We start from the raw sequence: 13,515 nt of genomic DNA, 5'->3' as shown, positions 1-13,515 counted from the left end.
CGTGGCCGCCGACCCCTTCGGTACCGCCGCGCTGCGCAGCGCGACCCTCGCCGCCTGGCGCGACTCGCCCACCAGGGCCGCCGAGGATCTCGCCGCCGAGCGTGATCTGGTCACCGTGGGCTACCGCGACCGGGTCGCGGTCGAGCTGGCGCAGAACGCCGCCGACGCCGCCTCCGCCGCGGGGGTGGCCGGGGAGCTGGCCGTCTGGGCCGAGGCCGACGGTGTGCACGTCGCCAACACCGGCGCCCCGCTGTCGAAGGCGGGCGTCGCCTCCCTCGCCGCGCTGCGGGTCTCACCGAAATCGAGTGGGGGTTCCGTCGGCCGGTTCGGCGTGGGTTTCGCCGCCGTCCTGACGGTGACCGAGCACGTCGAGATCCGTTCGACGGGCGGCGGTATCGAGTTCTCGGCGGAGCGCTCGCGCGCTGACTCCGGGCGGGGCGAGGTCGCGGCGATGCGGCTGCCCTACCCGGTGGATACCCCGCCGCGGGCGGGCTTCGCCACGGAGGTCGTCCTCGTCGGCGCCGATCCCGCGCTGCTGGCCGAGTTCGCCGCACAGGCCGCGGACCTGCTGCTCGACCTGCCGGCGCTGGTCGCGATCACCGTCGACGACGACCGTTTCACGGCGCCCGATCTCGTGACCGGGCACGGCCCGCACGCGCGGTGGGTGATCGGCGCGGACGCGCGGTTCCTGCATGCGCCGACGCGAACCGACGAGCCCCTGTCGCTGCCCGTGCGCGTCATCGCGGACCTTCCGACGACGCCCGACCGCCGCCGCCTGCACCCCGCCGCCGATGTCGCGCTCGCGGCGCGGGGCTACGCGGCCTTCGTCGCCGCGCAGCCCGACCCGCTGCGCCTGCTGCCGCCGCGCCGTCCGCCCGCGGGCCCCGTCGACGCGCTGCTCCGCGAGGCGATCGAGGACGAGCTGCGCGGGCACGCCTGGGTACCCGGGCCCGACGGTGCGCGGCTGCGCCCGGACCGCGCGGCGGTGCTGCCGGGGCTGACAGCGGACCTCGCCGCGCTGCTCTCCGAGTACCTGCCGCTGGTCCCGCCGGAGCTGTCCTCGGCGCCCGCTGCCGCCGCACTGGTGGCGCTGGGGGTGCGCGAGCTGTCGGCCGCCGACCTCGCCGACGCCGCACCGCGCGATCGCGAACCCGCCTGGTACGCGGCGCTCTACGCCGCGCTCGACCAGGCGCGCCTGCCCGCGGACGATCTCGGGGCGCTGCCGGTGCCGCTCGCCGACGGCCGCGTGGTGACGGGTGCCCGTGGGGCATCGCTGGTCGCGGGCGAGGCCGCGGCGCTCGCGCTCGTCACGTGGGCGCGCATCGTGCATCCCGCGGCGCAGCACCCGCTCCTGGAACGGGCGGGCGCGCGGAGGCTGAGCCCCGTCGACCTGCTGGGCGACCCGGCGCTGCGCGAGGAGGTGGGCCGCATCGACTGGGAGTCCGGACCCACCGACGAGGACCTCGAGCTCACCGAGGCCGTACTGGGCCTGCTCGGCGAGGGCGGCACCGTCGGCCCGAACTTCCTGGGCCTGCTCCCCGTCCCGGGCGACGACGGCGCGCTCTACCCCGCGGACGAGCTGCTGGCGGCCGCCGCGCCCCTGCGGGAAGCACTGGGGGAGGATCACCCGTACGGCACCGTCGACCCGGATTTCGAGGCGCGGTTCCCGGCGGAGGCGCTGGGCGCGATCGGCGTCGGCTGGTCCTTCGGCGTACTCCGCGAGCCGCTCCCGACCGACCCGGATCCGACGCTGGACGGTGCCGACGAGTGGTGGGCGCAGCTGCCGGGGGAGCCCGACGAGCTGATCGCGGTCCGCGACCTGGACCTCGTGGAGCACTGGGAGCCCGCGTACGCGCTGCTCGCGGAACTTCCCGGCGTGCTGGACGATCCGGACGGCTACACGGCGTGGTGGCTGCACACCCGCACGGAACTCGGCCGCCTGCGGTCCCCGGACGATCCGACCTTCGCGGGCCTGCTCGACCCGTGCACGCACCCGTCGGCTCCGGGCCTGCGCGCCGCTCTGCTGCACGCCGTGCGCACCGATGCCGACGCCCAGGTGCTCGCCGACGCCCTCGCCGATCCGGCGCGCACGCCCGCACCGGCGGTCGTGATCGCCGCGCACCGGGCTATCGCGGGCCACCGCCTGGCTGAACTGCCCGCCCGGGTCCGGGGTATCGACGGGCAAGTCCTCGACGCGGAGTCCGCGGCCGTGCTCGATGTGGAGCACGCGCGGTTCACCGCGGACGCGCTGGTCTTCGGCGGGCTGGACGTGGCGGCGGACCTCGCCGACACCCTGGACCTGCCGCTGGCGGGATCCGAGCCGGTGGAGATCCTCGGGTCCGGTGCGCGCTTCGCGCGCGGCGCGCACCCCGGTGTCACCCTCGCACAGGCGCTCGGTGAGCTGCCCGACGCGGCGGAGGTCGAGGTCCACGATCCGCTCGAGGTCGCGGTCGGCGGAACCGAGCGGCGCGTCCCGTACGTCGTCGTCGACGATGTCCTGCACGTACAGTCGGGCGGATGGTGATGCAAGACGGTGCCTGGCCCAATCCGTTCGATCAGGCGGTTCTGGACTGGATGGTGTCGATCCGCACGGAGACCCTGAGCACGCTGGTGCGCGCGGTCACGACCGTGGGCAATACCGTCTCGCTGTTCGCGATCGGGATCGTGGGCTTCCTTTACCTGCTCTACCGCCGCCGCACCGGATGGGCGCTGTACTGCGGGCTGACCCAGCTGTTCGGGCTCGGACTGATGGTCGTGGTGAAGAACGTCTTCGGCCGTGAGCGCCCGACGATCCCGCCGCGGATGCTCGAGATCGACAGCCTCAGTTTCCCGTCCGGGCACGCCCTGAACTCGATGGTGGTGTTCACCACCTTCGCGGTCGCGGCGTACGCACTCACGGGCCGACGGTGGCCGCTCGTCGCCGCGGCGCTGGGCTCGGTCGCCATCGGCCTGACCAGGGTGTACCTGGCCGCGCACTGGATGACGGACGTGCTGGCGGGCTGGACGATCGGGCTCGCGGTGACCGCGCTGGGGCTGGCGGTGCGAGCGCTGGTGCTGCGGGCGGTGGCCGCGCGGGCACAGGTGATCACACCAGGCCGCGCTGCGCCCCCCGATCGCCCCGGAGGGCCGCCCGCCGCTGCAGAGTGAGGACGGTGGCGCCGAGGACGCCGACGCCGACGCCGCAGGCGCACACGACCCACGCCTGGCCGAAAGTCTCCCGCGCGAGCAGCGTGATCACGAAGACGATTGCGAACAAAGCCGTTCCGGCGATCACGACCGGTCGCGGTTCGGTGAGCGCACGCGGAAGAGCGGGCGCCGTCACCGCGTGGTCGGGTTCGTTCGCTTGAAGGCTCACGGGTACTCCCGGGGTTCATGCGCGGAAAACAATCTGACGGATGTAGTCTAGCGCCGTGACTGAGAATGACGATCGGCTGGCGGGAGAACTCGCTCTGGCCACCGTGCGGTTCGCCCGCCACTTGCGTGGGCGGCGGCGTGATTCGCTCGTCTCCCTGACGCAGCTCTCCGCGCTGAACGCCCTCGCGAACGACGGGCCGCTCACGCCCGGGCAGCTCGCGGCCCGTGAGCGCGTGCAACCGCCGTCGATGACGCGGGTGATCGCCTCCCTCGCGGACCTCGGTCTGGTGCGCCGCGCGCCGCATCCCACCGACGGCCGCCAGGTGATCGTCAGCCTCTCCGACGAGGGCGAACAGGTCATCACGGGCGAGGCGGCGGCGCGGGAGGCATGGCTGCGCGGCAAGCTCGATGAGCTCGCACCGGAGCAGCGCGCCACGCTGGGTGCAGCGGTCGATATTCTCAACGGATTGATCGCCTCCGAGGAGAAGTAGACCCGATTCACGAATACGCCATCGAACGGCCCTATCGGATTGATTCCGATAGGGCCGTTCTTCTTTTCCCGTCTATTACCTATTCATGGGACGAATCGTGCGGACCGGATTTAGAAGGACGTGCCCAGTTCCGGTTGCCGCGGTGTCGCGAAAATCCGCAACGAGGTGCTTTCTCCGGCGAATCGTCCGGCGCGGGCCAGCGTGCTCTCCGAGACGGCCCCGAGGTACAGGCCCGCCAGCGTCGGGCCCGTCATCGTGACCGACGGTGTCTCGTCCGTCGCCCGGCAGCGCGCGACGCCGCCGGCGACGGCGAGCCGGTAGGCCTGCCCGTCGACGCCGAGCACGAGGTCGCCGTCGGACTCGTAGGTCCGCGCCTCGAGCGCGGCCGGCACGTCGAGGAACTTCAGCCACAGCCGGTCCTTGTGGTCGGTGACCTTCACCGACCGGGGATCGACGAGCATCTCCCGCAGCGGGTGATCCGACGGCAGGTCCGCGGTCACCTCGTCGAAGATGTCCAGGCCGAGCACCGTCTGCCACAGGTCGGCGGCCGCGTCGTCGGTCAGCGCCTTGACGTCGTCGAGCTGTGCGCGGTCCTTCTCGTCCACCCGGTACGTGACGTAGCCCTCGGGGTGCAGCAGGTACCGGCGGGCCGATCCGCCCCAGCGCGCCCACTCGGGATCGGCGTGGAAGAGCTCCCAGAACTGCTCCGCCGAGGCCGATCCCGGGGTGGCGGCGTGCCAGCGGCGGTACAGGTCCTCGACGGCGTCCTTCGCCGCCGCGCCTTCGACGGCGCGGGTGCGCAGCGGACCCGGTCGCGGGTCGCGCAACCGGGCGGTGCGCCGCGCGATGGTCACCTCGTCGACCGAGGTCGCGACGCCATAGCCGAAGCGCTCGTAGATGGTGCCCTCACTGGCGGTGAGGATCGCGACGGCGGCGCCCTCGGCGCGGTAGCGGGCGTGCAGCTCGTCGAGCATGCTGCGCAGCACGCCGAGCCGGCGGTGGCTGGGCGCCACGGACACCCAGGTGACGCCGGGCGCGTCCAGCTGCGCGCCGCCGGGCACCGTCAGCGTCAGGGCGAAGGAGCCCGCCACACCGACGAGCGCGCCGTCCGTGGTGTCGCGCGCGATGACGAACCGGTCCAGGTCGAGGGTGCGCCGGATCAGCGGTTGCGCTTCGGCTTCGAAGGGGGAGCCGAAGGCGCGCACGTCCTGCGCGAACATCTCCGGCCAATCGGACTCGGTGGCGGTACGGATCTCGATCACGTAGTTCGATATTAGGCTGGTGGGGTGCAGGCGCAACCGATTTATCCGATTCGCGGCGCGGATGACCCGCGGCTGAGCGACTTCCGCGATCTGTCGGCCGCCGACAAGCGGCCCGACCTGGCCCGCGGCGTGGTCCTCGCCGAGGGGGTACCCGTCGTGGAGCGGATGCTCGCCTCCCGCTTCGTTCCGCACGCGATCATGGGCGTCGAGTCGAAGCTCGCGCGGCTCGAGGGCCTCGCCCCCGAGGTGCCGCGTTACCTCGTGACCGCGGAGCTCATGGCGCAGGTGGTGGGCTTCCACCTCAACCGTGGGGTGCTCGCGGCCGCGCGCCGGCCCGACCCGCTCGACGCGGGGGAGCTGCTCGACGGTGCGCGCACCGTCGTCGTGCTCGAGGGGGTCAACGACCACGAGAACCTGGGCTCGATCTTCCGCAACGGCGCGGGCCTGAGCGCCGATGCGGTGCTCTTCGGGCCGCGCTGCTCGGATCCGCTGTACCGCAGGGCGGTCCGCGTATCGATGGGGCACGTGCTACTGGTGCCGTTCGCGCACCTGCCGCCAACCGGGTGGCCCGCGTCGGGCCTCGGGGTGCTGGGGGAGCACGGCTTCCGGACGGTGGCGCTGACTCCGTCGGGGGAGGCGACGGTGGCGGAGGCGGTCGCGGGCGGCCCCGACCGGGTGGCCTATCTGGTGGGCGCCGAAGGGCCGGGGCTGGCACCGGAGACGATGGCCGCAGCGGATGTGCGCGCACGGATCCCGATGTCGCGGGGGACGGATTCCCTCAACGTGGCGACGGCCGCCGCGCTGGCGCTCTACGAGCGCGCACGCACGTGAGCCCGCCGCGGTACACCCCGTGGATCACCGGCACCGCGGTCGCGGTGGTGGTGGCGCTGCTCGCCGGGGGCGTGCTCTCCGGTCTGTTCGTGGCGGTGATGTCGGTCAACCGGTGGCTGGGGCTGTTCCTGCTCGCGCTGGGTACCGCCGGCGCGGTACCGGTGCTGTCGGCGTACCGTCGGCGACCGGTGGCCCGGTGGTTCTGCGCGGGCTTCGCCGGCGCGCTCCTGTTCGCCTGGCTCGGAGCGATCGCCGCGGTGTCCAACGGGCTGGTCTGAGACCCTTCGGAAAACTCAGGTCTACTATCGGATGAGTGCCGAGCGTCTTCGTTTCCCTGCGAACGAGGAACTACCGGCTCTGGGCCGGCGGCCAGGCGGTCAGCCTGGTGGGCACGTGGATGCAGCGCGTCGCCGAGGACTGGCTGGTGCTGGAACTCGCGCACGGGCGCGGCTGGGTGCTCGGCGTGGTGATGGCCCTCCAGTTCGGCCCCACGCTCTTTCTGTCCGCGTGGGCGGGCCTGCTCGCGGATCGTTACGACAAGCGCCGCGTGCTCATGATCACGCAGACCGCGGCGGCCCTGTGCGCGGCGGTGCTGGCCGTGCTGACGCTCACCGGCGTGGTCGCGCTGTGGCACGTCTTCGTGCTCGCCTTCGTCTTCGGCTGCGTGACGGCCGTCGCCGGGCCCTTCCGGCAGGCCTTCACCATCGAGATGGTGGGGCCCGAGCTGCTGCCGAACGCGATCGGCCTGAACTCCATGGTGTTCAACGCCGCTCGTATCGTGGGGCCGGCGATCGCGGGCCTGCTCATCGCCGGGCTGGGGACGGGCTGGGTGTTCGCGGTGAACGCGGTCTTCACCGGCGCGATCGTCGCGGCGCTGCTCGCGATGCGGCCGGACGAGTTGTTCCCCGCGCCGCCCGTGCCGCGCGCGAAGGGACAGCTGCGGGCCGGCTTCGCCTACGTCCGGCGGCGGCGCGAACTGCTGCTGGTGATCGTCGCGGTGTTCTTCGTCTCCACCTTCGGCATCAACTTCCCGCTGGCGCTCTCGCTGCTCGCGCGGCAGGGCTTCGGCCTCGGCGCCGACGCCTACGGCCTGCTCTCGACGATGCTCGCCGTCGGCACCCTCGGGGGCGCACTGATGGCCGCGCGGCGCACGGGCATCGCGTCGCTGCGGACCGCGCTGATCGGAGGTTGCGCCTTCGGCGTGGTGCAGCTGATCGCGGGTCTGGTGCCGTGGTTCTGGCTCGTGGCGGTGCTGCTGGTTGTCGTCGGGCTGCTGCAGATGTCCTTCACCACGTCGGCGATGAGCATCATGCAGTTGTCGGTCGACCCCGAGTTCCGCGGCCGTGTGATGGGCATCTACATGCTGGCCTTCCTCGGCGGCACGCCGCTGGGCGCACCGTTGCTCGGCGCGATCGCCGACGTCACCACTCCCGCCGCGCCGCTGCTGGTGGGCGGCGTGGTCTCCGCCCTCACCTGTGGCCTCTGCGGCCTGTACGCGCTGCGACGGTCCGCCGCCGTCGCGGCGGTGCGTTCCGGAGACGGTGCGGGCGCGTCGGCCGATGCTGCGGGCGAGGAAGCGGCGCCGCGCGGGCAGCAGTAGTCGCGCAGAAGGCGATGCGGGGCACACATACACGCAGTTCAGATGCTGCTCGTAGGTGAACCGGCCGCGACCTCGCCTGCGCCGACGCGAGCGTGCGGCGGCATGTCGGGTGCGGATGGCTGACCGCGCCGGATCCGGCCTCGTGTTGAGCCGAACCGCGGATTCGGAGCCGCTCCCGCGCGAGCCGACGGCGGACCGTCGACGACCCTAGAAACCGAAGAAGCTGCGGACCTTGCCGCGGTCCTCGTAGCCCTGCTCGCGCTGCTCGACCGGGGGCTGCGGCGTACCGTCGGGACCGTAGGCCTGCGCCTGCTGCGGGACCTCCCCGGGGACGCCCGAGGCGGGGACGAAGTCGATCACCTGGATCCGGGCGGGATCGAGGTCCGTCGGCGCGAGCGGGTGCGTGAACCGGAAGCCCAGGGTCTCGCGATTGGCCTGCTCCGCGAACTCCATCGGGTGGAAGGGCAGGGCCCGCGGGTCGGGGGTCACGCCCTCGGCGTAGGTGAGCGGGTGCTCGCCGGCCCAGAACGGACCCTCGAAACGTTCGGGCAGGCCCTCGTTCTCGAGGATGTCGACGGGGTGCGCCGCGAACGACCGCTTGGGGGCACCGTCGGTGCGCAGCGCGAAACCGCCGACGGCACGCTCCGGATCCGCGACGAGGAGGAACGCGCGGTGCGCGGGGACCAGGTTCCACCAGGACTCGTCGAGTGCGCTCGGCCGGTCCACGCGCAGGCCCTCATGGGTCACGACCGTCAGCCCGCCCCAGGCGGCGACGTAGACGTGCCCGGGCAGCGGATCCGCTGCCCGCGCAAGGGATTCGGGACGACCCATGACCGGGCCGCCGAGCACCTGCTCGGCGATCACCCGGGACGCCGCCTCGTCGGGACGCCCGACGATCGCCAGGAGGCCCTTCGGCTCGGCTACGTCGATGAACCAGAGCGTCGCAGCTGTAGCGCCCACGCCCTACCCGTTCTTCCCGCCGCGGACACCGAGGAGCACGTCCTCCCAGGACGGCATCTCCGGATGGCGACGACCGTGCTGGCCGACCGCGGCGGCGGGCGCCTGCGCGGGCCGCCGCTCCTCGACGCTGCCCTCCACGACGGGACCCGGGGCGACGGGGCCCGGGGCGACGGGGCCGGGGACGGCGCGCAGCGGCTCGTCGCCCGATCGGTCGATGCTGCGCAGGCCCTGCCGCGCATCGGGATCCAGCAGGCCGCGCGCCGTGTCGTCGACGGGGCTCGCGGTGCCGCCGTGCGCGCCCGGCGCGTACTTGAAGTGCGCCTGGTTGCGCGACTTGCCGACGCTCCAGCTGATCGAGACGACCCACCGGTTGTCGGCGCCCTTGAAGGCGTCCCACTCGGTGGTGTCGGCGTGGCCGCGCTCGGCCAGGGCGGTACGGATCACCTCGGCGAGCGTGGCGTGCATCGGGCCGTCACCGCGTACGGGATGGGCGAGCTGCGCCATCTCCGCCGCGCGGGAACGCTCCAGCAGCACCGGGCCGGCGAAGCGCTTGATCCGGTGGTTCGGGGCGCCCGTGAACTCCGCGATCTCCTCGATCGTGGCGCCGGCGCGGATGCGGGCCTGGATCTCCCGCGGCGAGAGGTCGGCACCCAGCTCGAGTTCCGTCTGGGTACCGCTTCCGAGTTCACCGCTCACGGCTGCCTTCAATGTGTCGTCGATCGGCAGGCGGAACCGTCCCGCGGGGCCCTCGCAGACCACCGACGTCCCGTCGTCGTCCAGTCCCACAACCCGCAGCTCCTGCATGGTGCAAGGGTAGTTCTTCGATTCGCTACGCGTCGGCCGACACGCGCTCGACCACGAAATCGATGCACTTGGTCAAAGCGGTGACGTCCTCGGGATCGATCGCGGGGAACATGCCGATGCGGAGCTGGTTGCGTCCCAGCTTGCGGTACGGCTCGGTGTCGACGATGCCGTTCGCGCGGAGCGTCTTGGCCACGGCGGCGGCGTCGATCTTCTCGTCGAAGTCGATGGTGCCGACGACCTGGCTGCGCAGCGCGGGGTCGGTGACGAAGGGCGTCGCGAACTCGCTGGCCTCGGCCCAGCCGTACAGGCGGTCGCTGGAATCCTTGGTGCGCGCGACGGCCCAGTCCAGGCCGCCGTTGCCGTTGATCCACTCGATCTGGTTCGCGAACAGCAGCAGCGTGGCCAGGGCGGGGGTGTTGTAGGTCTGGTTCTTGCTCGAGTTGTCCACCGCGATGGGCAGCGAGAGGAACTCGGGGGTGTAGCGGCCCGAGGCCTTGATCTCCTCGACGCGCGCCAGGGCGGCGGGGCTCATCAGAGCGACCCAGAGGCCGCCGTCGGCGGCGAAGCTCTTCTGCGGCGCGAAGTAGTAGACGTCGGTGTCGGCGACGTTCACCGGCAGGCCGCCGGCGCCCGACGTGGCGTCGATCGCGATCAGCGCGTTCTCGCTGCCCGCGAGGCGGCTGACCGGCACCGCGACACCCGTCGAGGTCTCGTTGTGGGCCCAGCCGATGAGGTCGGCGGAACCATCGGCCACGAGCTCGGGAGCCGAGCCGGGGTCGCTCGAGACGACGATCGGATCACCGATGAACGGGTTGCCCTTGGCGACCGAGGCGAACTTGTTGCTGAACTCGCCGTAGGTGAAGTGCTGGCTGCGCTCGCGGATGAGGCCGAAGGCCGCGGCGTCCCAGAAGGCGGTGGTGCCGCCGTTGCCCAGCACGACCTCGTAGCCCTCGGGAAGGCTGAACAGATCCTTCAGGCCCTCGCGCACGCGGCCGACCACGTTCTTCACGGGCGCCTGGCGGTGGCTGGTGCCGAACACCGAGGCACCGGTGTCGACGAGCGACTGCAGCTGCTCGGGGCGGACCTTGGACGGGCCGCAGCCGAAGCGACCGTCGACGGGCTTGAGCGCGGCGGGGATCTCGATCGTCATGCCCTAAAGCCTAATGGTGTCCCATCCGGGCACGTCCTCCGGCTGCCGCGGGCCGTGGCCGGTGTACTGGGCGGACGGGCGGATCAGCTTGTTCGCGCGCTTCTGCTCGAGGATGTGCGCGCACCAGCCGGCGGTCCGGGCGCAGGTGAACATGGCCGGCATCATGCGCGGGGGCACGCCCGCGTAGTCGAGGATCACGGCCGCCCAGAACTCGACGTTCGTCGAGATCGCCCGGTCCGGCCGCCGCTCGGCGAACAGGGCGTTCGCCTCCCGCTCCAGGGCTGCGGCCGCCTCGTACCGGGGCGCGTGCAGATCGCGCGCGACCGAGCGGAGCACGTCGGCGCGTGGATCCTCGGCGCGGTAGATGCGGTGGCCGAAGCCCATGATCCGCTCGCCGCGGTCGAGCCGGGACGTGACCACGCCGCGGGGATCGTCGGTGCGGACCACCTCGTCGAGCATGGGCAGCACGCGCGACGGTGCGCCGCCGTGCAGCGGGCCGGACAGTGCGCCGACCGCGCCCGAGAGCGCCGTCGAGACGTCGGCCCCCGTCGAGGCGATGACCCGCGCCGTGAGCGTCGACGTGTTGAGCCCGTGTTCCGCGGCCGCGACCCAGTAGGCGTCGATGGCGCGCACGTGGTCGGGGTCCGGCTCGCCGTGCCAGCGCGTCATGAACCGGTGCGTGATGGTGGGGGACTGGTCGATGATCCGCTGCGGCACCGCGGGGCGCTCCAGCCCGCGGGCGGACTGGGCGACGAAGCTCAGCGTCATCACCGAGGCGCGGGCGAGGTTCTCGCGCGCGGTGGCGTCGTCGATGTCGAGCAGCGGCTCGAAGCCCCACAGCGGGCCCAGCATCGCGAGCCCGGCCTGTGCGTCCACGCGCACGTCGCCACTGTGGATGGGCAGGGGGAAGGGCTCCGCCGCGGGCAGTGGGTTGCCGAACTCGCCGTCCACGAGCAGGCCCCAGACCTCGCCGTAGGTGACCCGGTCACGCACCAGGTCGGCCACGTCGACCCCGCGGTACCGCAGCACCCCGCCCTGCTTGTCCGGCTCCGCGATCTCGGTGGAGAACGCGACGACGCCTTCGAGCCCGCCGGGAATCTCAGTCATGGTCGCTACCCTAGTGCGGTGGACCTGTCTGCGATGCGCGAGAAGTACGACGGCGACTCCTTCGACCTGCAGCCCGAGGATCTGATCGGGGACGGGGGCGCCGCCTGGGTGGCTCTCTGGCGCTCCTGGTTCGACGAGGCCGTCGCCGCCGGTGCGCCCGAGCCCAACGCGATGGTGCTGGCCACCGTCGACGGGAGCGGACTCCCCGCCACGCGCACCGTCTTGTGCAAGGGCCTCGACGAGCGGGGCGTGGTCTTCTACACCAACTACGGCTCCGACAAGGCCCGCGCCGTGGAGGCGAATCCCGTCGCGGCCGTGACCTTCCCGTGGATCGCGATCCACCGTCAGGTGCACGTGCGGGGGTCGGTCACGAAAGTCACGCCGGGCGAGACCGCCGCCTACTGGGCGCAGCGGCCGCGCGGCTCGCAGCTCGGGGCGTGGGCGTCGGACCAGTCGCGGCCGGTGGGCTCCCGGGCCGAGATGGCGGAGCGCTTCGCCGAGGTCGAAGCGCGGTTCGAGGGGCAGGACGTGCCCGTGCCGCCCGAGTGGGGCGGCTACCGGATCGCGCCGCAGGTCGTCGAGTTCTGGCAGGGACGGGAGAACCGGGTGCACAACCGGGTGCGGCTCGTCGCACCCGAGTACGCGCCGGTGCGCCTGCAGCCCTGACCTGTTTCCTCCCGCGGAGTCGCGAAGGATCCTGAGGAAGTCGTAGGATCTTTCGGTGCCGAGACTCCTGGCCGACACCCGGCCGTTGCAGAACCCCGACTACCGGCGCCTCTGGTGGACGGGCGTCGTCACCGTCATCGGGGCGCAGCTCACGGCCGTCGCCGTGCCCGCGCAGATCTACGCCATCACCGGATCGTCGGCGTACGTCGGCCTGACCGGCGTCTTCGGCCTGGTCCCGCTCGTGATCTTCGGCCTGTGGGGCGGCGCGATCGCCGACGCGCTCGACCGCCGCCTGGTGATCATCGGCACCACCCTGGGGCTCGCGGGCACCGCCCTGCTGCTGGCGGTGCTGCCGGACAACGTCTGGCTGATCCTGTGCGCCTTCGCTCTGCAGCAGGCCTTCTTCGGTGTGAATCAGCCGACCCGCTCGGCGATCTACGCGCGCCTCGTGCCGCCCGAGCAACTGCCGGCGGCGAATTCGCTCAACATGACCGTGATGCAGTTCGGTGCGATCGCCGGCCCGATGCTCGGCGCCCCGCTGATCCCCGTCATCGGCGTGCACTGGCTGTACACGCTCGACGCGGCGTCGCTCATGCTCACCCTGTGGGCGGTGTGGAAGCTGCCGTCGATCAAGGCCGAGGACAAGGGGCAGTCGCTGGGGTTGCGCTCCGTGATCGACGGCTTCCGGTACCTCGCGGGCCACAAGGTGCTGCTCATGAGCTTCGTGGTGGACATCATCGCGATGGTCTTCGGCATGCCCCGCGCCCTGTTCCCCCAGATCGCGCACGAGAACTTCGGCGATCCGATGGAGGGCGGCTGGGTGTTCGGTGCGCTCTTCGCGGCGATGTCCGTCGGCGCGGTCCTCGGCGGGGTGCTCTCGGGTTGGACGTCGCGCGTCTCCCGGCAGGGCTTCGCCGTGATCGTGATGATCGTGCTGTGGGGCGCGGCGATGGCGGGCTTCGGCCTGGCCGCGCACTTCGGCTGGCTGTGGGCGGCGCTGGTGCTGCTCGCGCTGGGCGGCGCGGCCGACATGTTCTCCGCGGCCTTCCGCACGACGATGCTGCAGGAGGCTGCGACCGACGACGTCCGGGGCCGGCTGCAGGGCGTCTTCACCGTCGTCGTCGCCGGCGGCCCGCGCATCGGCGACGCGCTGCACGGCGCGGCCGCCGCCACCGCCGGAGCGGCCATGGCCGCCGCGGGCGGCGGCGTGCTGGTGATCGTCTTCACCGTGCTCGCGGCGCTGGCCGTGCCCGCCTTCGTCCGCTACCGCGTCACCCGCTGACCACCCGT

Annotated in this window: 14 protein-coding genes; 8 read left to right on the top strand and 6 right to left on the bottom strand. The window is 72.5% G+C overall.

Annotation, left to right across the window (positions count from 1 at the left end):
* The first annotated feature begins 1 nt into the window (after position 1).
* On the top strand, positions 2-2,524 hold the full coding sequence (locus tag FK268_RS16305) for a sacsin N-terminal ATP-binding-like domain-containing protein (protein ID WP_146435972.1): 2,523 nt from the start codon (positions 2-4) through the stop codon (positions 2,522-2,524).
* The gene (locus tag FK268_RS16300) at positions 2,518-3,147 is read left to right on the top strand and encodes a phosphatase PAP2 family protein (protein ID WP_146435970.1); all 630 of its coding nucleotides are present in this window, start codon (positions 2,518-2,520) and stop codon (positions 3,145-3,147) included. Before FK268_RS16305 ends, FK268_RS16300 begins: the two co-directional genes overlap by 7 nt.
* On the opposite strand, the gene FK268_RS16295 is transcribed toward FK268_RS16300, so the two are convergent.
* A complete protein-coding gene (locus FK268_RS16295; protein WP_146435968.1) occupies positions 3,086-3,355 on the bottom strand; it encodes a DUF2530 domain-containing protein in 270 nt (89 codons plus the stop codon). The genes FK268_RS16300 and FK268_RS16295 overlap by 62 nt on opposite strands.
* Positions 3,356-3,410: 55 nt before the next feature.
* On the opposite strand from FK268_RS16295, the gene FK268_RS16290 reads away from it, so the two are divergent.
* The gene (locus FK268_RS16290; protein WP_146435966.1) at positions 3,411-3,845 is read left to right on the top strand and encodes a MarR family winged helix-turn-helix transcriptional regulator; all 435 of its coding nucleotides are present in this window, start codon (positions 3,411-3,413) and stop codon (positions 3,843-3,845) included.
* 110 nt (positions 3,846-3,955) lie between these two features.
* Here FK268_RS16290 and FK268_RS16285 read toward each other — a convergent pair whose 3' ends face one another.
* Positions 3,956-5,107, bottom strand: coding sequence for a GNAT family N-acetyltransferase (locus FK268_RS16285; RefSeq protein ID WP_146435964.1), 1,152 nt, complete (start codon positions 5,105-5,107; stop codon positions 3,956-3,958).
* 24 nt (positions 5,108-5,131) lie between these two features.
* On the opposite strand from FK268_RS16285, the gene FK268_RS16280 reads away from it, so the two are divergent.
* From FK268_RS16280 to FK268_RS16270, 3 genes are read left to right on the top strand one after another with little or no spacing between them, the layout of a single operon-like run.
* A complete protein-coding gene (locus tag FK268_RS16280) occupies positions 5,132-5,938 on the top strand; it encodes a TrmH family RNA methyltransferase (RefSeq protein ID WP_193560297.1) in 807 nt (268 codons plus the stop codon).
* A complete protein-coding gene (locus FK268_RS16275; protein WP_146435962.1) occupies positions 5,935-6,216 on the top strand; it encodes a DUF2537 domain-containing protein in 282 nt (93 codons plus the stop codon). Before FK268_RS16280 ends, FK268_RS16275 begins: the two co-directional genes overlap by 4 nt.
* Before the next feature lie 35 nt (positions 6,217-6,251).
* Positions 6,252-7,538 carry an MFS transporter gene (locus FK268_RS16270; protein ID WP_146435960.1) on the top strand — a complete coding sequence of 429 codons (1,287 nt, stop codon included), beginning with the start codon at positions 6,252-6,254 and terminating at the stop codon, positions 7,536-7,538.
* A gap of 207 nt (positions 7,539-7,745) precedes the next feature.
* On the opposite strand, the gene FK268_RS16265 is transcribed toward FK268_RS16270, so the two are convergent.
* Genes FK268_RS16265 through FK268_RS16250 form a run of 4 tightly spaced genes read right to left on the bottom strand, consistent with a single transcriptional unit; the run spans position 7,746 to position 11,559 of the window.
* Positions 7,746-8,498 (bottom strand): DUF6928 family protein, encoded by a 753-nt coding sequence (locus FK268_RS16265; protein ID WP_146435958.1) that lies wholly within the window; start codon positions 8,496-8,498, stop codon positions 7,746-7,748.
* A 3-nt stretch (positions 8,499-8,501) separates the two neighbouring features.
* A complete protein-coding gene (gene sepH, locus FK268_RS16260; RefSeq protein WP_146435956.1) occupies positions 8,502-9,302 on the bottom strand; it encodes a septation protein SepH in 801 nt (266 codons plus the stop codon).
* Positions 9,303-9,327: 25 nt separating this feature from the next.
* Positions 9,328-10,452, bottom strand: a complete 1,125-nt coding sequence (gene serC, locus FK268_RS16255) for a phosphoserine transaminase (protein WP_146435954.1) — start codon at positions 10,450-10,452, stop codon at positions 9,328-9,330.
* Between the two features lie 3 nt (positions 10,453-10,455).
* Entirely contained in the window at positions 10,456-11,559 is a 1,104-nt protein-coding gene (locus tag FK268_RS16250; RefSeq protein WP_146435952.1) for a citrate synthase 2, read from the bottom strand.
* A gap of 33 nt (positions 11,560-11,592) precedes the next feature.
* Here FK268_RS16250 and pdxH point away from each other — a divergent pair, with 33 nt between their 5' ends.
* On the top strand, positions 11,593-12,225 hold the full coding sequence (gene pdxH, locus FK268_RS16245; RefSeq protein WP_146436307.1) for a pyridoxamine 5'-phosphate oxidase: 633 nt from the start codon (positions 11,593-11,595) through the stop codon (positions 12,223-12,225).
* A gap of 55 nt (positions 12,226-12,280) precedes the next feature.
* Positions 12,281-13,507: an MFS transporter gene (locus tag FK268_RS16240; protein ID WP_146435950.1), complete on the top strand. Its 1,227-nt coding sequence runs from the start codon at positions 12,281-12,283 to the stop codon at positions 13,505-13,507.
* Positions 13,508-13,515 lie beyond the last annotated feature (8 nt).

Source organism: Tsukamurella sputi (assembly GCF_007858445.1).
In the GTDB taxonomy this organism is placed as follows: Bacteria; Actinomycetota; Actinomycetes; order Mycobacteriales; family Mycobacteriaceae; genus Tsukamurella; species Tsukamurella sputi.
This window is presented reverse-complemented; position numbering and strand designations above follow the sequence as displayed.